We start from the raw sequence: 19,224 nt of genomic DNA, 5'->3' as shown, positions 1-19,224 counted from the left end.
GGTTCTAGATCTGCGGGGCACCGAGATCGCCGCGCTTCGGCGTGGCCGCCGGGAGTTGCGCCGCCGGAAGTTGCGCCGCCGCCTTCGCCGCCGCACCGATCCGGACCTGAGCAGGGTGGCGCACCACCAGGCTGGTCAGGTCCAGGATGACCTGGGTCGGGGTGTGGGCATAGATCGCGACGACGCTGCGGGCGGTGCCGAGTTGGCCGAAGGCGGTGAAGACGAAGTTGGACAGGATCTGGTTCGCCCCCCACCAGTTCAGCGTCGAGGACACCGGCCGGGCACCACTGCCCCAGACCGTGACGTAGCCGGCGCTCGTCGTGCCGACGACGGTCACGTTGCCCTTCATCGCCAGACCATCCTTGACGTACGCGTCAAGGCTGACCACGATCGACGTACCGCCCTTGATCCGGCCGGTCGCGTCCAGGTTCCCGATGCCGCTGACGATGTTCGCCCGCTGCGCCGGGTCCCGGGTGTCGATCACGCGGGTGGGCGGAACAGCCACCGAGGTGGTCGCCCACTGGGTGGTCCAGGCCCAACTGTTGAACTCCTGCCCGGGGTCTCCACCCCGGACGCAGATGTCGCCCACCTCGTCGATCGCGACGGCTCCGGCCGGCTGCTGGCGCAGCGCCGGACTCAGCGCGCTGAGGGGGGTGGGCACCAACCGCAGGGGCGCCCCTTCGGAATTGGCCAGCACCAGGGTCGCCTCACCGGAGGTCGAGGTCAGCGACGTGGACTGGGGTTGTGCGGTATTGGTCGTGCCCATCAACATGTCGTCGCCGGGGGCGGCCTGAGCGGCACTCGGCAGAGCCGTCGCACCGACGACGGTCGCACCGGCGGTGGCGGCGGCAACCGTCGCTCCCCGGCGCAGCAGTCCCCGACGACTCAGGCTCCGATCATCTCGCGCGTGTGACATGAACACTCCCCGTAGTGAGATTCAACGGGGGAAATATTCGCATGAAGATCAAATCGCTGGGGATCATCCGAAAGGTGGATAGGCGCAGAAAACGTGTCGGGTGCCTCCGGAAGCTTCCGGAGGCACCCGACACGTTCCAATCCGGGCACCCGCTACGGCAGGTCAGCAGCCGGGGAGCCGCTCGATCAGGTAGTTCTCCACCCGGTCCAGCGGAATGCGTTCCTGGGTCATGGTGTCCCGGTCCCGCACGGTGACCGCGTCATCGTCGAGCGTGTCGAAGTCGACCGTCACGCAGAACGGCGTACCGATCTCGTCCTGGCGACGGTAGCGGCGGCCGATCGCCTGCGAGTCGTCGAACTCGACCACCCAGCGCCGACGCAACCGGGCCGCCAGGTCCTTCGCCTTCGGCGAGAGCGCCTCGTTGCGGGACAACGGCAACACGGCCACCTTGACCGGGGCCAGCCGGGGGTCGAAACGCATCACCGTACGCTTGTCGACCCCGCCCTTGGTGTTCGGCGCCTCGTCCTCGTCGTACGCCTCCAGCATGAAGGCCAGTACGGCCCGGGTCAGGCCGGCGGCCGGCTCGATCACGTACGGCACCCAGCGCTCGCCCTTCTCCTGGTCGAAGTAGGACAGGTCGACGCCGGAGTGCTTGCTGTGCGTGGAGAGGTCGAAGTCGGTCCGGTTGGCGATGCCCTCCAGCTCGGAGAACTCGGTGCCACCGAACATGAACCTGTACTCGATGTCGACGGTGCGCTTCGAGTAGTGCGACAGCTTCTCCTGCGGGTGCTCGTAGAAGCGCAGGTTCGACTCGCTCAGGCCGAGGTCGATGTACCAGTTCCAGCGCTCCTGGAGCCAGTACTCGTGCCACTGCTCGTCGGAGCCCGGCTCGACGAAGAACTCCATCTCCATCTGCTCGAACTCGCGGGTCCGGAAGATGAAGTTGCCCGGGGTGATCTCGTTACGGAACGACTTGCCGGTCTGGGCGATGCCGAACGGCGGCTTCTTCCGCGCGGCGGTGGCGACGTTGTTGTAGTTGACGAAGATGCCCTGGGCGGTTTCCGGGCGCAGGTAGTGCAGCCCCTCCTCGCTCTCCACCGGGCCCAGGTAGGTCTTCATCAGGCCGTTGAACATCTTCGGCTCGGTGAAGGAACCCTTGGCACCGCAGTTGGCACAGTTGATCTCCGCCAGGCTGGTGGGCAGCCGGCCGTGCTTGGCCTCGAACGCCTCTTCCAGGTGGTCGGCCCGGTAGCGCTTGTGGCAGGACTGGCACTCGGTCAGCGGGTCGACGAACGCGTCGAGGTGACCCGAGGCTGCCCAGACGTCGCGGGCCAGGATGACGGCCGAGTCCAGACCGACGACGTCGTCCCGCTGCTGGACCATGGTCTTCCACCACTGGCGGCGGACGTTCTCCTTCAGCTCGACGCCGAGCGGACCGTAGTCCCAGGCCGACCGGGTGCCCCCGTAGATCTCGCTGGACGGAAAGACGAAGCCGCGACGCTTCGCGAGGCTGACAACGGCGTCGATACGGTCGGCTGGCATGGTTTCTCCTCCTACGCCGACTGGCGGTCGGCGGGGACATGATGTGGCAGGTGCAGGGACATAGGGAACCGAGGGAACCAACGGTACGGCCACCCACGGCCCAAGCCCAGGAGATTACCCCTGCCCAGCTCGGACGCCGTCAACTGACCCCGCACACCTCGAAGGTTCCGGTCTTGCTGTCCTGCACCATGGTGACCCGAAGGTTGTCCCGGACCCCACCGGTGTAGGTCACGTCGACCGGCACGGTCACCTCGTTGCCGAGCACCGTCTCACGCACCGTGTAGGAGGTGATCTCCGGCTCGGCGGAGATCCGGCGCTGGAACTCGCGCGGCGACTCGCGCCGTTGGACGTTGTCGCAGAGCAGGTTGTACGCCTTGCCGTACCGCCTGGTCTTCACCGCCTCGAAGTAGTCGCCGACCACGGTACGGGCCTGCTCGTCGAGCGCCTGGCTACCGGAGATCATGAGCCCGACCAGCGCCACGCCACCGCCACCGCAGCAGAGCACGACAGCGAGGGCGGCTGCTCCGAGACCGAGCCACATCCGCCTGGTGCGTCCCTCGGTCGGCGGCGCGGCGAAGGGCGGCGCGACGCCCGGGCCCGGCGGCGGTGCGGGAGAACCAGCTGGCGCCGACGGAGAGCCAGCCGGTGCCGCGCCGGGCATGTCACCCGAGCCGGGAGGCATCGGGTACGACGATGACGGGCCGGGCGGTCCGGAAACGGTCATGTTGGCAAGGGTAGTGCTTCCCCGGCTCGCCCCTGGGAACGAGCCGGGGCACCGGCTGGTCCGCGCCGGCTATCCACCGACCGGGCAGCGACCGGGGATCACCGCCAGGGCTCGGCGGCCCGGTCGCTGACAGCGGCGACGACCTCGCCGTTCGGCTCGGCGCTGGCCAACGGCTCGTACGCGGACGGCTCGTCGAGGGATTCGGCCAGCAACGGGATGGAGTGGACCTTGACATCGAAGGCACTCAGCGCCCGACGGTAGGTGCCGACGGACTCCCATTCGGTCACCAGGCACCAGTGGCGCGGGTCGTCGAGTGCACGTAGCAGCTGGCCTCGCTGGTAGCCAGGTCGGGCCGCGAGGGCGGCCAGCGCGGCGTGCGCCCGTTGCGTGAAGTTCGCGGCGACATCTTCTTCGACCACGAACCTGTTCGTGACGAGCACCACTGTCCTCCTCGTAGAGTCTGTGGGATGCAGCGTACGCAGAGCACCATGCTGGCCCGCCTCGCCCGGGTGAACCCAACCGCAGTGTTCCTCGCCACGCTGGCCTTCGTGCTGGTCGCCCTCTTCGCACCGGGGATCGTCGGTGGCGCGATGCTCCTGGCCCTCGCGCTCGGGTTGGTCGCCCTGCTGGTGAGGACCTGGCCGGTGCAGCCGCCGGCGACCCGGGTCGTACGCCTGCTGATGCTGGTCCTGTTGATCACCGCCGCGCTGGTGAAGATCTTCTAACCCGGGCTTCGGGGGCGCGGGGAAGGCCCTTCTTCCACAGGAAGCGACCGGAATCGGCCTTTCCTGTAATGCAAACATGCGTTTTTGACAATCATTATCATTGGCGCGGAGAGTTGATGCCATGATGATCCACCCCGCCGCCCGTACCTCGTCCGCACGTCGGAGCCCACACGACCGGTCCATGCTCCGCAGGCGTGGCCTGGCCACCGCCGCAGCGCTGCTGGCCCTGGCCAGCGCCACGGCCTGCGCCGACTCCGCCGGTAGGGACCCGGACCGGGTCGACGCGGTCGCCGGGTTCTACCCGCTGCAGTTCGTCACCGAGCAGGTCGGCGGCGACGCCGTACGGGTGACCAGCCTGGCCAAACCCGGTGCCGAGCCGCACGACCTGGAACTCAACCCGGGTCAGGTCGGCCAGGTCGTCGACGCCGAACTGATCGTCTACCTCAAGGGTTTCCAGCCGGCGGTCGACGAGGCCATCAAGCAGGAGGGCGGAGACCGGGCGTTCGACGTCGCCACCGTCCAGCCACTCCTCGACGCCAGCGACGGCGGTCACACGCACGAGGAAGGCGAGGAACACGGCCACGGGGAGGAGAAAACCGGCGGCAAGGACCCGCACGTCTGGCTGGACCCCGCCCGGCTGGCCACCATCGGGGACCGGCTGGCCGAACGACTCGGCACGATCGACCCGGACCGGGCCGCCGACTACGCCGCGCGGGCCCAGACGCTGCGTACGGAACTGGAGGCCCTGGACAAGGAGTACGAGGCAGGGCTGAAGACCTGCCAGCGCCGGGAGATCGTGGTCAGCCACACCGCGTTCGGTTACCTCGCCGCACGGTACGACCTGGAGCAACTCGGCGTTTCCGGGCTGACCCCGGAGGACGAGCCCTCCCCACAGCGGCTCATCGAGGTCGCCGAGGAGGCCCGTAAACACGGTGCCACCACCATCTTCTTCGAGACCACGGTCAGCTCGAAGGTCGCCGACACGATCGCCCGCGAGGTCGGCGCGACCACGACGGTGCTCAACCCGATCGAGACCGTCGAGGACGGCGGCAACTACTTCTCGGCGATGCGGACCAACCTCGCCGCTCTCCGGAAGGCACTGAACTGCTCATGAAAGAGAACAGAAAACAGGCCGAGCCCACCCCGGCCACCGTCGTGTCGGTCACGCACGCCCAGGTGGCCTACGACAACCGCCCGGTGCTACGGGACGTCTCCTTCACCGTGGCCCCCGGCGAGGTGGTCGCCGTACTCGGGGCCAACGGCTCGGGCAAGTCCACCCTCATCCGCAGCATCCTCGGCCTCGTACCGCTGAACAGCGGGTCGATCGACCTGTTCGGCACCCCGCTGCGCCGGTTCCGGAAGTGGTGGCGCATCGGATACGTCCCGCAACGCATCGGCGCTGGCAGTGGCGTACCGGCGACGGTTGCCGAGGTGGTCGCCTCCGGCCGGTTGGCCCGCCGGGGAATACTGCGGCCGGCCGGCGCGGCCGACCGGGCGGCGGTGGCCGAGGCGTTGGAGCAGGTCGGGCTGGCCGACCGCGCCGCGCATCCGGTCACCACCCTCTCCGGTGGGCAACAGCAACGGACGCTGATCGCCCGGGCACTGGCCGGGCGACCCGAGCTACTCGTCCTCGACGAGCCGACCGCCGGCGTCGACGCCGCCAGCCAGGCCGCGTTCGCCGATGCCCTACGCGGGTTCATCGCCAAGGGCGGCACGGTGCTGCTCGTCGCCCACGAACTCGGCCCGCTGGCGCCGCTGATCAGCCGCGCGGTGGTCGTACACGAAGGGCGGATCGCGCACGACGGCCCGGTGCCGGAGCCGGTCGGCCATCACGCGGACCCCGACCATGATCACGTCCATCCGCACGGACCGGACGAACCGACCGGGATGTGGAGTTGAGATGGGCCTCTTCCAGTACGAATTCATGCTCCGCGCGCTGGTCGGCGCGCTCGTCATCGGATTGGCCGCGCCGGCACTGGGCATCTACCTGGTGCAGCGCCGGCTGTCCCTGATCGGCGACGGCGTCGGGCACGTCGCCCTCACCGGTGTCGGGGTCGGACTGCTCCTCAACCGCTCACCGGTGATCGCCGCGGTGATCGTCGCAGCCATCGGCGCGGTCGCCATCGAACTGATCCGCGAACGCGGTCGTACCTCCGGGGACATGGCGCTGGCCATCCTCTTCTACGGCGGTATCGCCGGCGGCGTGGTGCTCGTCGGGCTCTCCAGCAACCGCAGCAACGCGGCCCTGATGTCGTACCTGTTCGGCGCGCTGACCACCACGTCCCGCACCGACCTGGTGACCATCGCGATCCTCGGCGTGGTGGTGCTGATCGCCATGATCGCGCTACGCCCGGCGCTGTTCGCGATCTGCCACGACGAGGAGTACGCCCGGGTCTCCGGCCTGCCGGTACGGGCACTGAACCTGCTGCTGGCGGTAACCACCGCGGTGACCGTGACCATCGCCATGCGGGCGGTCGGGCTGCTGCTGATCAGCGCCCTGATGGTGGTGCCGGTCGCCACCGCGCAACAGGTGACCCGGGGCTTCGTCGGCACCATGGCCCTGGCGATGGGGCTGGGGCTGGTGGCAGCCGGTTCCGGGGTCTGGCTGGCCGGCACCCTGGACACCGCCCCGGGAGCCACCATCGTGGTGCTGGCGATCACGATGTTCCTGCTGGTCGCCATCGGCACGGCCACGTGGCGCACACTACGACGGCGGGCCCTGCCCGTACCGGCCACCGAACTGGAACCACCTGATGTGGTGCTCAAGCACTGAGTCCGGGCCTGTGGATCGTGCCGGCGTGGAATTGGTTACCGTTGCAGCATGACGAGCAGCAACCGATACGAGGCATACGAGGGGGCCGGGGAGCTGCTCCGCGCCCTGTCCGCCCCGATCCGGGTCGCCATCGTCACCGAGCTCGCCCAGGGTGAGCGGTGTGTGCACGAGTTGGTGGAGAAGCTCGGCGCGCCACAGCCGCTCGTCTCCCAGCACCTGCGGGTGTTGCGCGGTGCCGGCGTGGTGCACGGGTCACGACGCGGACGGGAGATCGCCTACGCCCTGGTGGACGAGCACATCGCACACATCGTGGCGGACGCGGTCAGCCACGCCGGGGAGGCCAGTTCATGACTGAAGAGGGCACCACCGCCGTACGCAACACCCGGCAGCGCAGCGCCGTCAGCGCGCTGCTCCGCGAGGTGGAGGGCTTCCACAGCGCCCAGGAGTTGCACGCGATGCTGCGGAACCGGGGCGAGCGGGTCGGGTTGACCACCGTCTACCGCACGTTGCAGGGGCTGGCCGACGCCGGCGAGATCGACGTGATGCGACCACCCGGCGGTGAACACCTCTACCGTCGGTGCAGCGAGGGACACCACCACCATCTGGTGTGCCGGGCCTGTGGCCGTACCGTCGAGGTCGAAGGGCCGGCGGTCGAGACCTGGGCGGACCGGGTCGCCGCCCAGCACGGATTCGTCGACGTCAGCCACACCCTGGAGATCTTCGGCACCTGCCCCGCCTGCGCGGACTGACGAACCACCACCGGCTGCCCGGTGCCGGCACCGGTGGTCAGGACCGGGCGTCGAGACGCTCCAGCAGCCACGGCAGTACGGCTTCCGCCTGGGCCCGCTGGAAGGCCCGGACCGTGGGCAGGCCCGGTGGCGGCGGCTGCCGGGCAGCGTCGAAGAAGAAGCCCGCGAAACCCGCCAGTACGGCGGTCAGGTCGGCGGGATCGACCCCGGTGTACGCCGTCTGCTCGACAAGCAGACGATCGGTGGGATGCCCACCGAAGAGCTGCACGTTGATCAGCAGGATCAGGGTGTCCAGCCAGGCCGGGCCGAGCGCAGCCCACGGCCAGTCCACCAGCTTGACCCTGCCGTCGGCGGTGACCAGGAGGTTGTCCGCACGTACGTCGATGTGCGCGAGTGTGTCACCGGCCAGGGCCGGCACCGCCCGCGTCGCCAGTGCGCACAGGTCGTCGAGCCGCTCCCGGGCCCGCTCGGGCAGGTCGTCCGGCGGGTCGAGGCGGATCCGGTGCCACCCCTCGAAGTCCCAGCCGAGGACCTCGGCGGCGGTCGGCAGGTCGGTCAACGGGGCCGGGGTGAGCTTCCCGGCGAGTTCCCGTAACACGGCGAGGACGGCCGACAGTTCGTCGGCCGTCCACGGGGTACGCGGGTGGCGGCCGTCGATGTCCTCAAGCACCAGGGCCACCCAGTCACCGTCGTCGTAGCTGCCCAGAAGCCGGGCCGCCGGTGCTTCGGGGGGCAGGGCGGCGGTCACCCGTACCTCGGTGCGGTGCAGTTGGGGACTGCGTTCGTTCAGTGCCCGGCCCACCGCCTTGACGAAGGCCCGACGGCCGCTGGCGGTACGTACCCGGTCCGCCGTGCCGGGTGAGAAGCCACCGGGCTGGGAGACGGCCTGCACCACGGGCTCGCCGATGATGTCCTCGATCGCTGATCGCACCTGATCGGGCAGATCACGCCAACCGATCCGCACACCGAATGCATCCACCATCGACCACATTCTTGCACTTCCCCGGGCCGGCCGCCTTCCGGGACCGGGGTCCCAGCGGGATCCCAGCCGGCTCACCGATGCTGTTCCCGGACACCCCGCCGGGTGCCTGCCCGGCGAGGAGGAGAGGAGGTGACACATGCGGAAACTACTGGTCGCCACCCTGCTGGCCGCCACCGTCCTGCCAATGTGGACGGCGGCGCACTCCGACGACCTACCGACGGTCCGGTACAGCGCCGACGTACGTGACCCACCGCCGGACCCCGAGCCCGGCCTGACCACGGACGAGATTCCGGATCCCCCACCGGAGCGGGACAAGGGCTAGTCGGCAGGCGGGGGCACCCAACCCGGTGCCCCCGCCGTCAGCAACTCCGGCGTCAGCCGTCGGTACGTACCAGCGGCGGATGCAGGTAGTGGTTACCCGAGGGCACCCGGAAGTGGTGGAGACTCACGGTGGCACTGACGTCCAGCGCCCGTACCCAGTGCCACCAGCCGGCGGGCACCAGCAACGCGTCCCCCGGCTCCAGCACCCCCTCCAGCACGTCGGCCTGCGCGTACGACGGGTACTGGTCGAGGTCCGGCCGTGCGGCGTCGACGTGGCTGAACGTGCCGCCCCGGGGATACACCCGTTGCCGCTGGTACGACGGCACGAGTCGAACGTGCTTACGCCCCATCACCTGACACAGCAGGATGTTCATGTTGTCCTGGTGCAGCCCGGTGACGGTGCCGGCCGGGCCCAGCAGCAGGGTCACCATCTCGGGCAGCAGGTCCGGATCGATGATTCCGGGCACCGGCCTGACGTCCCGGGCCAACGGTCGGAGCCCGTTGCGCCAGTTCTCGTTGCGGGCCACCATGTAGTGGTCGTTGGTCTCGCCGCCAGTCTCGACCATCGTCAGATAGTCGGCGAACGACATCCGCGTACGGTGTGCGTCGTGCTGCCAGCCGTGCTCCGGGTTGCTGTCCCGGCCGGTCATCACCTCGACCTCGACGTCGCCCAGCCGCTCGCGCAGGCTCGCCAGCGACCACTGCTGTCGGGCCGGCCAGTCGTCGACCGCCCCGGCCAGGATCACCGGGCGGTTGGCGAAGTAGTACCGGTCGAAGAACTCGGTCGCGGAGAGGTCGGTACGACGGTCGAGCCCACCGGCCAGGTCGGTCGATCGGAGATCGCTGTAGAAGTCCAGCAGCGACTCCAGCCAGGCGTACTCGCGGGCCAGGCGCAGGCACGCCTGGAAGTACGGGTGCTCCGACACGCCCGCCAGTTCGTCGTCGACCGCCGGGGCGGGCAACCCCGCCGCCAGCAACGCCTCCCGTACCTGCCCCACGGGCGCACCGAGGGCCAGGTTCTCCGCCGCCCAGGCCCGCCACCGAGGGGCGAGCCCGGGCAGTTCGGTGCTCGGATCAGTCACCGGGACTCCGGCGACCCGTACTGGCCCCGGCCGGTCCCGAACGACTCGCTGTGCCCACCGCCGCCGACGCTCGGGGCGGGTGGGGGAAGCAGTTGACGGGTACGCGCGTTCGGCAGATCCACGCAGTCGACATAGTTGTTCTTGACGTTGACCTCGAACTCCGGTTCGGTCCCGGTCATCGGCCGAAGAGCCCGCATGACGTCTCCCCTCACAGTGGACGGCTGTACGGCCTACGGTGCCGTACGCCGCTGGGAATCCACTGGGATCCATGACCGCCTGCCACAAAGTGGCCCGTTCAGAAGCCTCAGCTCCGACTGGCGATGGTCCCCGACCTCGGCAACCGCCCGCAGCCAGCGCCGGTGGCGTTGCGCGACCGCCGCCCGCTCACCGGGCGAGAGCGCGCTGCACTGCGCCGCCGCCAGTTCCACCAGCCAGGGTCCGACGGGTTCCCGACGTCGCCGGGCGAGTTCGACCGCCAGGCGGGACTTGCCGGCCCCACCCGGGCCGTTGAGGGTCACCAACCGGCTGGTCGAAAAGGGCATCCTGGATCACGGCAAGCTCGTGGCGGCGACCGACGAACGAGGAGACCGGCAGGGGCAGGTCGGCCACCGCTGCCGGTCGGCAGGCTCAGGGAGACGTCCTGCGCCAGGATCGCCGCTTCCAGCCGACGCAACCCGGCACCCGGGTCGATACCGAGGTCCCGGGCCAGCCGGGCCCGCGCGCGACGGACCACGGTCAACGCGTCCCCCTGCCGGCCGCCCCGGTACAGCGCGATCGCCAGCAGCTCCCAGCCACGCTCACGCAGCGGATGTTCGAGCACGAACGCTTCCAACTCGCCGAGCACCTCGGCGTGCCGTCCCAGGTCCAGCAACGCGGTCAGCCGCAACTCCGCGCCGGTGGTCCGTACCCCGTCGAGACGGGCGATCTCCGGCAGCGCGAACGAGGCCTCCGCCAGATCCGCGTACGCCGGGCCACGCCACAGACCCAGCGCCTCGGTCAGGGCGGCGACGGCCGGGCCGGGCTGGCCCCGGCCCAGCAGGGCCGTCCCGCGTTCGACCAGCGTGGTGAACCGCTCCGCGTCGATCCGCCCGGCCGGTATCCGGATCGCGTACCCCGGGCCCTCCCGGAGCAGCACGCCGCCCGACGAGCGCGGCGGCCGATCCGGTTCGAGTGCCCGACGCAGCCCGGCGACGTAACCGTGCAGCGTCGACCGACCGGCAGGCTGCGGGCTGTCGCTCCACACCAGGTCCTGCAACCGCTCGGCTGGCAGCATCCGTCCCCGGGCCACCAGGAGCGTGGCCAACACCATGCGTTGTCGACGACCGCCGAGCGCCACCCCCACGCTGCCGCGCCATGCCGTCAGCGGCCCGAGCACGGACAGTTCGACCCCGGTCACGCCTTCTCACCGCCATCCGTGGCCACGCACCCGGCCATCTCGGATCCGGCCGTCCGGGCTCGGCTGTGAGCCGCTGTCCATCCTGGTCAGACTGCCTGGTCGCCGAGTGCGACGCAGACGTTGTCCTGTTCGCCAACCGCCAGGGTCAGGTCACGGACGCCGGACGGATCGATCGAGATGACGTGCAGGCCGTCGAGTATGTAGTAGCCGCGCGCATACGGGTCCTCCGGCCGGAAGCCGAATCCCGCCGGCCCGACGATGGTGTAGCGCAGCCAGGTGCCGTCCGGGCGGTACTCCAACAGTCCGGAACCGCCCGCGTCGCGGCGTACCGCCTGACCGGTGTCGGCGTTGACGAAGTCCACGGTCAGCGGACCGGCGTACTCCTCCAGTTGGACGGTCCCGTTGGTGTGCCGGGCCAGCACTCGGACCCGGACGTCCTGGGAGACGATGCGCACCTGGAGCGGGAACGTGCAGTACCGGCCGGCCGGTCCGAGCCAGTCCTCCTGGATGGACGGACGCCAGGGCTCCGGGTAGCCGCCGTGCGCTGTTCGATCGTTCACCCCGGTCGGGGTGTACGGGTTACCGGCCGCCGCCGGAACGCCGGTAGCGGTCAGGGCCGTGGTCACGGCCATCGTTCCGATCAGGAGCCGACCGACGAGCTTGCGCAGACGCATGACATCCCCTAACCAATAAAAATTGATTAACCGGTGTTTGGCAGACTACTGGTTAATGTCGCCCAGTCAAGGCACACTGTCTGGATGCACTGGGTGGAGGTCGAGGGCTATCCGATGCCCGTCCTGCTCAGCGGGCATCGCGCGCTGGAGCTCTGCAACACCTGGGCTGGCTGGGACCAGCCGCACAGCCCGGAACGCGAGTGGCTACGGAACTTCGACCGGCTGGCGGTCTGGACCGGCCACGTACAACTCCTGCCACCGGCAACCGTTCAACGGCTGCGGGAACAGGGCCGACGCTGCCCGGACGAGGCCGAGGACGTACTCGTGGCGACCCGGCTGCTCCGTACCGCACTGCACGATGTCCTGCTCGCCCCCGACGACGACGCCGCGTTCGGACACGTCGCCGCGCAGGCGCAGCGGGCCGCCGCCGCTGCCGTACTGGTCGCCGGTCCCGACGGGGTCGCCCGGTGGACACTGCCCGATCACATCGGCCTGAGCCTGCCGCTGCTGGCCAGCGCCCGAGCCGCCGCCGACCTGCTCAGCACCCCGGACCGCAACTGGGTACGCGCCTGTCCCGGCGACGACTGCGGCTGGCTCTTCCTCGACCGGCGCGGCCGACGGCGCTGGTGCAGCATGGCCGGGTGCGGAAACCGGGCCAAGGTACGGGCCTACGCCAGCCGCCACAGAAGCGGCTGATCCGGCCAACGGTGGATGCCTGCGGTGCCCCGTGCCGCCGTACTGCCGACATCCGCGCCTCGTGACACGCTGTCCAATGTGAAGATTTACGCTGACCGTTCCTCGTCCGCCGCCCGTCAACTCCTCACCGACCTGCTCGTCGCCGCCTGGGTGTACGCCTCGATCCGGGGCGCGATGTGGCTGCACGACCTGGTCGAGAAGCTTGCCGTACCCGGCCAGAAACTCGAGGGAGCCGGCAGTGGCCTCGCCGAGAACCTGGCCGAGGCCGGTGGCAAGGTACGCCGGGTGCCGGTGGTCGGCGACGAGCTGACCACACCGTTCAACGAGGCCGCCGCTGCGGCCCGTGCCGTCGCCGAGGCCGGTCAGGACCAGCAGGACCTGATCAGCGACCTCGCCCTCGTGCTGGCCCTGACCGCGCTGGTGCTACCGCTGGGTCTGGTCCTCTTCGGCTGGTTGCCCCTACGGATCCGGTGGATACGTCGGGCCACCGCCGCCTCGGCCCTACGCTCGACGGCGGCCGGTCGGGACCTGCTGGCCCTGCGGGCACTGGCCAACCAGCCGCTGCGCAAGCTGACCCGGATCGATCCGGACGTGGCACAGGCGTGGCGACGCGACGACGAGTCGGTGGTCGATGCGCTGGCTGCCCTGGAGTTGCGCGGCCTCGGACTACGCTCCGCGCGTCGGTGATCGCCGCCCACTCCGCTCTCAGCGTTGCCCACCGGCCCAGCCCTGACCGGCAACTCACCGCCGGCCATCACGTCGCGCTTCCTGCTCGACCGGAATCGCGATGCCCAGCAGGAGGAAGGCGAACGAGACCAGGTAGGGAGCCCAGCCAACCCGTACCCCGGCCCCGGCTGACGCGCTGGGCCAGCCCAGGAAGCTGGCGACGAAGAAGACGAAGACCAGCAGAAGCGGAATCAAACACCAATCGGGCACCGGACCCGGGCCGCGCGTGGCCAGAACGACCGTGGCGACGGTCCCGAGCAGCGCCGCCACCGCCATCCCCACGGCCAACCCATGGTTGTACAACTGTTGCCAAAGATTGAGGTCTTCCCCGCCGTACCTGCTCACGGCCACGGCGACCCTGGGATAGCTGGTTCCCCGCCAATCGTTGCCGTCCCAGACTTCCACCCACGGCAGCAGTACCAACCCGAGCATCATCAGCACGGCAGCGACGCCGATGAAGGCATACCGCCAGATCGGCAGCGCCTGCGGTTGGACCGGCACAGACGGCGGTCGGACCGGCACAGACGGCGGTCGGACCGGCACAGACGCTGGCTGGGCGGGAACCCTTGGCACATACGGTGGCTGGGCCGGCCCGGCCGGGGAGGACAGCTGTCGACCGGCTGGTGGCGGCAGCGGATCGACCACCGGGCGCTGCCACCCGTCCATGGCCTGCGGGGTCCACTGGATGCCGTCGTGCCACCGCAGCGGGTAGCGACCCGTCGGGTCCGGGAACCAGCCTGCCCGCATGCCGGCCTCCCCGTTCTGTTGTAGGCGGCACGTCGACTCAGGGTAGTCCCGCATCGCCCCACCCGGATGCCCTGAAGCATCGACGGGTCGATACTGCCGCCGATCCGAGTCCGGAAACCTGCCCGCCCCTCAGGCAGGCGGGATGCGACGGCGTACGTCCGGGGTGGTGGCCGGGCCGGGTTGCCAGGACGCCACCCAGGGCCGGTCGGCGGTCGGGGTGACGACCCCCTCCTCAAGGAAGGCGTAACGGCCGTCGAGGATCCGCTTGGCCGCCGCCACGTCGACCGAGTCCGCGTTGTCCCACAGGGCGGTGAAGAGGGCCTCCGCCCGCAGCCGGGCCTGCCGACAGAACAGGTCGGCCAGCTCCAGGCCCTCGGGACGGCTGTCCCGCTCGGCCCTGGCCCGTACGCAGACCGCCGACATCGCGAACAGTTCCGCGCCGATGTCCACGATCCGGCCGAGGAAGCCCTGCTTGCGCTCCATCTTTCCCTGCCAGCGGGACATCGCGTAGAACGTCGACCGGGCCAGCCTGCGGGAGGCCCGCTCGACGTAGCGCAGGTGCCCGGCCAACGGCCCGAACTCGCCGTACGACACGGGGTTCTGGCCGCGACCGACGGCCAGTGTCGGTAGCCACTTCGCGTAGAAGGCGCTGGCCTTCGCGCCGGCCCGCGCCTTGCGGCCGAGGTCGGCGTCCGGGTCGATGATGTCGCCGGCCACCGACAGGTGGGCGTCGACCGCCTCCCGGGCGATCAGCAGGTGCATGATCTCGGTGGAGCCCTCGAAGATCCGGTTGATCCGCAGGTCGCGCAGCAACTGTTCGACCGAGGCGGCGCGCTCGCCCCGCGCGGCCAGCGAATCGGCGGTCTCGTAGCCACGGCCACCCCGGATCTGGACCAGCTCGTCGGCGATCTTCCAGGCCATCTCGCTGGCGTAGAGCTTGACCAGGGCCGCCTCGATCCGGATGTCGTTACGGTCGTCGTCGGCCAGCAGGCAGCACAGGTCGAGCATGGCCTCCATGCCGTACGTGGTGGCGGCGATGAACGAGAGTTTCGTGGCGACCGCCTCGTGTTCACCGACCGGGCGACCCCACTGCACCCGGTCGGCCGCCCACTCCCGGGCCACGTTCAACGACCACTTGCCGGCGCCAACGCACATCGCCGGCAACGACAGCCGGCCGGTGTTCAGGGTGGTCAGGGCGATCTTCAGGCCCTTCCCCTCGCCACCGATCACGTTCTCCTTCGGCACGACCACGTCGTGGAACCTGGTCACGCTGTTCTCCAGGCCACGCAGGCCGAGGAACGAGTTGCGTCGTTCGACGGTGATCCCGTCCGAGTCGCCCTCGACCACGAAGGCGGTGATGCCACCCCGCCGGGCCGGACCGTCCGGACCCGCCGGCCTGGCCGGCACCCGGGCCATCACCACGAGCAGGGTGGCCACGGTGCCGTTGGTGGCCCACAGTTTGACCCCGTTGAGCCGGTAACCGCTACCGTCCTCGGTCGGCTCGGCGGTGGTGGCCAGCCGGGCCGGATCGGAGCCGACGTCCGGCTCGGTGAGCAGGAAGGCGGAGACCTCACCAGCGGCCAACCTGGGCAGGAAGCGCTGCTTCTGCTCGTCGGTGCCGAACATCTTCAGTGGTTGCGGCACCCCGATCGACTGGTGGGCCGACAGCAGCGCGCCGATGGCCGGGCTGACCGAGCCAGCGACCATCAACGCCCGGCAGTAGTCCAGATTGGACAGCCCGAGTCCGCCGTACCTCTCGTCGATCTTCATGCCGAACGCGCCGAGCCGGGCGAGACCGTGGAACACGTCGTCCGGAATCGACGCCTCCCGCTCGATCCGCTCCCCGTCCACCTCGGAGCGGACGTACGCGTCCAGTCGGGCCAGGAATTCCGTGGCCTTGGCGCTCTTCGCGGGATCAGCCCGTGGCCAGGGGTCGATCAGATCGAGCCGGAACCGGCCGAGAAACAGCTCCTTGCCGAAGCTCGGCTTACCCCACTCGGCCTCGCGGGCGGCCTCGGCAACCTGCCGGGCCTCCTTCTCCGAAACCTGTCCGGCCTCTGCGGGCAACGGCCCGGCGCCATCCGGGCCATCCGTTGTGGGTCGGTCGTTCTGCGTCGTGGTCACGGCTACCCCCTAGACCCGGGTACGGCTATACCAGCGCTGATGGTGACAACGCTACTCCGGACTGTTACCCAGCGGTAGCCTTCGCTAATCGGCCGGCGGCGCTCCCCTCGCCCGGTCCAACTCGAACCGTCCCCGGTTCCGGGCGGGCGAATCGGGGTGCCGGTGGGAGAACCGTCACGGTCACCCGTCATTGACAGCCACCGTCGCCGTGGCAAGACTGACTGCCAGAACTGAATAGACGTACCTGCGTATGGGGGAAGTCCGGTCGAAGTCCGGCGCTGGCCCGCAACGGTAGGTCGTCGAGTGTCCTCTCGACGACGAGCCCGAATACCCAGGCAGATACGTGATCTCCACACCACCCGTCGTGGCCCACGGGTCGGAGTCCAGACCCGTGCACGCCGGTAGGGCGCTGCCGGTCCGGTTTCGACACCCCCGTCGGGCCGGAAAGGCGCTCCTGATGGTTGTCCGCCTGAGCCGGCACCGCCTGCTCGCCCTGTTCTGCGGCGTTGTCGCCGCCCTCACGGTCGCCACCGGTGCGACCGCTGCCACCACCAGTTCCCCGCCGACCGTGGACCGATCCAGGGCGGCAGCCGGCTGGCTGGCCCGCCAACTCGTCGACGGCGAACGCTTCGAGGTCGTCTTCGACGGAGTCGCGTACCCGGACCAGGGGCTGACCCTGGATGCGGTGTTCGCCTTCGCCGCCGCCCGGACCGCCGACGACCGGGGCGCCGCCGCGCTGGCCTGGGTGTCCCGGCCCGAGATCCGGGACGGCTACGTCGGCGACGGCACCACCGAGGCGTACGCCGGTGCGACCGCGAAGCTGACGCTGGCCGTCCAGGTACGCGGCGGTGACCCGACCTCGGTCAACGGCGTCGACCTCGTCGCCCGGCTCCGTACGCTGGAGGCACCCACCGGACGGTTCACGGACCGCTCCGCCTGGGGCGACTACAGCAACACGTTCAGCCAGTCGTTCGCGATCCTGGCACTGGCCCGTACGCCGGACGGCGTACCCGGGACGGCGGCGAGCTACCTCGCCGAAACCCGGTGCGCCGACGGTGGCTATCCACTGCTGCCGGAGCAGCCGGTCTGCCAGTCGGACGTGGACGCGACCGCGCTGGCGGTACAGGCGCTACGCGCCGCCGGCCGTACCGCCGACGCAGCGGCGGGCGTGCACTGGCTCGTCTCGGCACAGGCCACGGATGGCAGCTTCCGCAACGGCACCGGGGTGGCCAACGCCAACAGCACCGGGCTGGCCGCCCAGGCTTTGCACGTCGGTGGTCAGCCGCTGGCCTGGCTACGCGCCCGGACGTACCTGGTCGGGTTGCAGGTCGGCTGCGCCGGTGGGACCGCCGACCGGGGCGCAGTCGACTACGACGGCGGTGCCTTCGACCCGGGCACCGCTCCCCGGGCGACCGCACAGGCCGTACTCGGCCTGACCGGCACCGGATACGCCAGCCTGACGGCCGCCGACGCCTCGCCGGCCGTACCGGTCCTGGCCTGCTGGTGAACCGGCCGAGTCCGGCAGTGAATCGCCGAAGCCTGGCTGTGACCCGTCCGAGTCCGTCCCGAGGAGAAGACATGAACCCGCCCGTTCCGACCGTCCGCCGCCGACTGGCCACTCTGCTGGCCGCCGCCCTCATCGCGTTCGGCCTGGTCACGGCCGATCCCGCACCCCCCGCCGCGCAGGCTGCCGCCTGCACCGGCACGACCGGTGTGACCGTCGTGGTCGACTTCACCGCGCTCGGTGGCGGGGTGCAGGTCGGCTGCGCCCTGGGTGACCCGGCCACCGGACTCGCCGCGCTACAGGGTGCCGGTTTCGCCGTCACCGGCACCGCCCGCTGGGGCCTAGCCTTCGTCTGCCGGATCAACGGCCTGCCGACGTCGGCGACCGAGCCCTGCGTCAACACGCCACCGGCGACGGCGTACTGGTCGTACTGGCACGCCCCCAGTGGCGGTGCCTGGTCCTACAGCACCTCCGGTGCCAGCAGCTACGACCCGGCACCGGGTTCGGTGGAGGGTTGGTCCTTCGGGGCCGGTGCCGCACCTGGCGTCCCCGCCCCCTGATGCGACTACGGTTCTGCCCAGGCCGGCTCGGCCGCCTGGGCAGAACCGACCGGATCGACCGACCGGATCAGCGGACGGGTGGAACCCAGCGGCCGGGTGACCCGGACCGGCCGAAACCTGGACCAGTTGGAACAAGGACCGGCCGGAACCCGGGTCAGCTGGAACAGGGGCCGGGCCAGTATCGAGGAGGGAGGCGACGATGATCCGGGTGGTGTCGTTGGTGCCATCGCTGACCGAGGCGGTCGCGGTGACGCTGCCGGGGCTGCTGGTCGGGGCGACCGACTACTGCACCCATCCCGCCGGACTCGACGTACCCCGTGTCGGTGGCAGCAAGTATCCCGACCTGGCCGCCGTGCTGGCTCTCCGACCCGACACCGTGCTCATGAACGTCGAGGAGAACCGCCGCTCGGATGCCGAGGCACTTCGGGCGGCCGGGGTTCGGGTACGGCTCACCTATCCCCGTACCGTCGATGCCGCACTGGACGAACTAGGCGCACTGGTGATCGACCTCGGTGCCCCGGGCGAACCCGACTGGCTGTCCGCCGCCCGCACCGCCTGGTCCACGGTCGGACCGCCGCCACGGACCCGCCGGGCCGTGGTGCCGGTCTGGCGGCGGCCCTGGGTGATGGCCGGTGGTGACACCTTCGCCTCCGACGTACTGCGCCGGTTGGGCGTCCACAACCTGTACGCCGGATCCGACGAGCGGTACCCCCGCCCGTCCCTCGCCGAGGTACACGGTCTGTCGCCCGAACTCGTCGTGTTGCCCGACGAGCCGTACCGGTTCACCGCCACCGACGGGCCCGAGGCGTTCCCCGGCATCGCCTGCGCGCTGGTCTCGGGTCGCCATCTGACCTGGTACGGACCGTCCCTGGCCGAGGCCCCGCAGGTTCTCGCCGCCCAGCTCGCCCGCACCGTGACGGCGTAGTCCACTGATCGGTGAGGGTGATCGGTGAGAGCCCCGTCCATCCGGTCGATGACAGCCG

The 19,224-nt window shown here is 70.3% G+C and carries 24 protein-coding genes and 1 riboswitch; of the genes, 12 read left to right on the top strand and 12 right to left on the bottom strand.

Features of this window, described 5'->3' with window-relative positions; translation table 11 throughout:
• Positions 1 to 4: 4 nt before the first annotated feature.
• The 4 genes from ACFQ4H_RS17775 to ACFQ4H_RS17760 all read right to left on the bottom strand — a co-directional run bounded on the left by ACFQ4H_RS17775 (position 5) and on the right by ACFQ4H_RS17760 (position 3,622).
• A complete protein-coding gene (locus ACFQ4H_RS17775; protein ID WP_377572094.1) occupies positions 5 to 916 on the bottom strand; it encodes a hypothetical protein in 912 nt (303 codons plus the stop codon).
• A gap of 162 nt (positions 917 to 1,078) precedes the next feature.
• Complete coding sequence (locus ACFQ4H_RS17770; protein ID WP_377572093.1) at positions 1,079 to 2,458, bottom strand: glycine--tRNA ligase; 1,380 nt, start codon at positions 2,456 to 2,458, stop codon at positions 1,079 to 1,081.
• A 139-nt stretch (positions 2,459 to 2,597) separates the two neighbouring features.
• Complete coding sequence (locus ACFQ4H_RS17765; RefSeq protein WP_377572105.1) at positions 2,598 to 3,119, bottom strand: Rv0361 family membrane protein; 522 nt, start codon at positions 3,117 to 3,119, stop codon at positions 2,598 to 2,600.
• A gap of 161 nt (positions 3,120 to 3,280) precedes the next feature.
• On the bottom strand, positions 3,281 to 3,622 hold the full coding sequence (locus ACFQ4H_RS17760; RefSeq protein WP_377572092.1) for an antibiotic biosynthesis monooxygenase family protein: 342 nt from the start codon (positions 3,620 to 3,622) through the stop codon (positions 3,281 to 3,283).
• A 27-nt stretch (positions 3,623 to 3,649) separates the two neighbouring features.
• On the opposite strand from ACFQ4H_RS17760, the gene ACFQ4H_RS17755 reads away from it, so the two are divergent.
• The 6 genes from ACFQ4H_RS17755 to ACFQ4H_RS17730 all read left to right on the top strand — a co-directional run bounded on the left by ACFQ4H_RS17755 (position 3,650) and on the right by ACFQ4H_RS17730 (position 7,429).
• Positions 3,650 to 3,907 (top strand): hypothetical protein, encoded by a 258-nt coding sequence (locus ACFQ4H_RS17755; RefSeq protein ID WP_377572091.1) that lies wholly within the window; start codon positions 3,650 to 3,652, stop codon positions 3,905 to 3,907.
• Positions 3,908 to 4,088: 181 nt separating this feature from the next.
• Positions 4,089 to 5,021, top strand: coding sequence for a metal ABC transporter substrate-binding protein (locus tag ACFQ4H_RS17750; RefSeq protein ID WP_377572104.1), 933 nt, complete (start codon positions 4,089 to 4,091; stop codon positions 5,019 to 5,021).
• The gene (locus tag ACFQ4H_RS17745; RefSeq protein WP_377572090.1) at positions 5,018 to 5,806 is read left to right on the top strand and encodes a metal ABC transporter ATP-binding protein; all 789 of its coding nucleotides are present in this window, start codon (positions 5,018 to 5,020) and stop codon (positions 5,804 to 5,806) included. Before ACFQ4H_RS17750 ends, ACFQ4H_RS17745 begins: the two co-directional genes overlap by 4 nt.
• A 1-nt stretch (position 5,807) precedes the next feature.
• Positions 5,808 to 6,680 carry a metal ABC transporter permease gene (locus ACFQ4H_RS17740; RefSeq protein ID WP_377572089.1) on the top strand — a complete coding sequence of 291 codons (873 nt, stop codon included), beginning with the start codon at positions 5,808 to 5,810 and terminating at the stop codon, positions 6,678 to 6,680.
• A gap of 48 nt (positions 6,681 to 6,728) precedes the next feature.
• The gene (locus ACFQ4H_RS17735) at positions 6,729 to 7,031 is read left to right on the top strand and encodes an ArsR/SmtB family transcription factor (RefSeq protein WP_377572088.1); all 303 of its coding nucleotides are present in this window, start codon (positions 6,729 to 6,731) and stop codon (positions 7,029 to 7,031) included.
• On the top strand, positions 7,028 to 7,429 hold the full coding sequence (locus ACFQ4H_RS17730) for a Fur family transcriptional regulator (protein ID WP_377572087.1): 402 nt from the start codon (positions 7,028 to 7,030) through the stop codon (positions 7,427 to 7,429). Before ACFQ4H_RS17735 ends, ACFQ4H_RS17730 begins: the two co-directional genes overlap by 4 nt.
• A 37-nt stretch (positions 7,430 to 7,466) precedes the next feature.
• Here the strand turns inward: ACFQ4H_RS17730 and ACFQ4H_RS17725 are convergent, their stop codons facing one another.
• A complete protein-coding gene (locus ACFQ4H_RS17725; protein ID WP_377572086.1) occupies positions 7,467 to 8,411 on the bottom strand; it encodes a phosphotransferase family protein in 945 nt (314 codons plus the stop codon).
• Between the two features lie 136 nt (positions 8,412 to 8,547).
• Here ACFQ4H_RS17725 and ACFQ4H_RS17720 point away from each other — a divergent pair, with 136 nt between their 5' ends.
• A complete protein-coding gene (locus tag ACFQ4H_RS17720) occupies positions 8,548 to 8,733 on the top strand; it encodes a hypothetical protein (RefSeq protein WP_377572085.1) in 186 nt (61 codons plus the stop codon).
• Positions 8,734 to 8,785: 52 nt separating this feature from the next.
• Here the strand turns inward: ACFQ4H_RS17720 and ACFQ4H_RS17715 are convergent, their stop codons facing one another.
• From ACFQ4H_RS17715 to ACFQ4H_RS17695, 5 genes are all read right to left on the bottom strand, one after another.
• Positions 8,786 to 9,814, bottom strand: a complete 1,029-nt coding sequence (locus ACFQ4H_RS17715; protein WP_377572084.1) for a cupin-like domain-containing protein — start codon at positions 9,812 to 9,814, stop codon at positions 8,786 to 8,788.
• Entirely contained in the window at positions 9,811 to 10,011 is a 201-nt protein-coding gene (locus tag ACFQ4H_RS17710; protein ID WP_377572083.1) for a hypothetical protein, read from the bottom strand. The genes ACFQ4H_RS17715 and ACFQ4H_RS17710 overlap by 4 nt, the downstream gene beginning before the upstream one ends.
• A 33-nt stretch (positions 10,012 to 10,044) precedes the next feature.
• Positions 10,045 to 10,356, bottom strand: coding sequence for a hypothetical protein (locus tag ACFQ4H_RS17705; RefSeq protein WP_377572082.1), 312 nt, complete (start codon positions 10,354 to 10,356; stop codon positions 10,045 to 10,047).
• Positions 10,329 to 11,210 carry an AfsR/SARP family transcriptional regulator gene (locus tag ACFQ4H_RS17700; protein ID WP_377572081.1) on the bottom strand — a complete coding sequence of 294 codons (882 nt, stop codon included), beginning with the start codon at positions 11,208 to 11,210 and terminating at the stop codon, positions 10,329 to 10,331. Before ACFQ4H_RS17700 ends, ACFQ4H_RS17705 begins: the two co-directional genes overlap by 28 nt.
• 86 nt (positions 11,211 to 11,296) lie before the next feature.
• On the bottom strand, positions 11,297 to 11,884 hold the full coding sequence (locus ACFQ4H_RS17695) for a hypothetical protein (RefSeq protein WP_377572080.1): 588 nt from the start codon (positions 11,882 to 11,884) through the stop codon (positions 11,297 to 11,299).
• A gap of 84 nt (positions 11,885 to 11,968) precedes the next feature.
• On the opposite strand from ACFQ4H_RS17695, the gene ACFQ4H_RS17690 reads away from it, so the two are divergent.
• Positions 11,969 to 12,580 (top strand): CGNR zinc finger domain-containing protein, encoded by a 612-nt coding sequence (locus tag ACFQ4H_RS17690; protein ID WP_377572079.1) that lies wholly within the window; start codon positions 11,969 to 11,971, stop codon positions 12,578 to 12,580.
• A gap of 78 nt (positions 12,581 to 12,658) precedes the next feature.
• Positions 12,659 to 13,267, top strand: a complete 609-nt coding sequence (locus tag ACFQ4H_RS17685) for a hypothetical protein (RefSeq protein ID WP_377572078.1) — start codon at positions 12,659 to 12,661, stop codon at positions 13,265 to 13,267.
• A gap of 54 nt (positions 13,268 to 13,321) precedes the next feature.
• On the opposite strand, the gene ACFQ4H_RS17680 is transcribed toward ACFQ4H_RS17685, so the two are convergent.
• Both ACFQ4H_RS17680 and ACFQ4H_RS17675 read right to left on the bottom strand, forming a co-directional pair.
• Positions 13,322 to 14,053 (bottom strand): DUF2510 domain-containing protein, encoded by a 732-nt coding sequence (locus ACFQ4H_RS17680; protein WP_377572077.1) that lies wholly within the window; start codon positions 14,051 to 14,053, stop codon positions 13,322 to 13,324.
• A gap of 129 nt (positions 14,054 to 14,182) precedes the next feature.
• Positions 14,183 to 16,177, bottom strand: a complete 1,995-nt coding sequence (locus ACFQ4H_RS17675) for an acyl-CoA dehydrogenase family protein (RefSeq protein WP_377572076.1) — start codon at positions 16,175 to 16,177, stop codon at positions 14,183 to 14,185.
• A 229-nt stretch (positions 16,178 to 16,406) separates the two neighbouring features.
• Positions 16,407 to 16,530, top strand: a riboswitch (cobalamin riboswitch).
• Between the two features lie 104 nt (positions 16,531 to 16,634).
• Here ACFQ4H_RS17675 and ACFQ4H_RS17670 point away from each other — a divergent pair.
• The 3 genes from ACFQ4H_RS17670 to ACFQ4H_RS17660 all read left to right on the top strand — a co-directional run bounded on the left by ACFQ4H_RS17670 (position 16,635) and on the right by ACFQ4H_RS17660 (position 19,166).
• Positions 16,635 to 17,684 carry a peptidase gene (locus ACFQ4H_RS17670; protein WP_377572075.1) on the top strand — a complete coding sequence of 350 codons (1,050 nt, stop codon included), beginning with the start codon at positions 16,635 to 16,637 and terminating at the stop codon, positions 17,682 to 17,684.
• Positions 17,685 to 17,755: 71 nt separating this feature from the next.
• Positions 17,756 to 18,241 carry a hypothetical protein gene (locus tag ACFQ4H_RS17665; RefSeq protein ID WP_377572074.1) on the top strand — a complete coding sequence of 162 codons (486 nt, stop codon included), beginning with the start codon at positions 17,756 to 17,758 and terminating at the stop codon, positions 18,239 to 18,241.
• Between the two features lie 202 nt (positions 18,242 to 18,443).
• Positions 18,444 to 19,166 carry a helical backbone metal receptor gene (locus ACFQ4H_RS17660; protein WP_377572103.1) on the top strand — a complete coding sequence of 241 codons (723 nt, stop codon included), beginning with the start codon at positions 18,444 to 18,446 and terminating at the stop codon, positions 19,164 to 19,166.
• Positions 19,167 to 19,224: the final 58 nt, after the last annotated feature.

This window comes from Micromonospora sonneratiae (assembly GCF_042679305.1).
Taxonomy (GTDB): Bacteria; Actinomycetota; Actinomycetes; order Mycobacteriales; family Micromonosporaceae; genus Micromonospora_H; species Micromonospora_H sonneratiae.
Note: the sequence above shows the minus strand (reverse complement) of the source record. Positions and strands in the feature narration are given on the sequence as shown.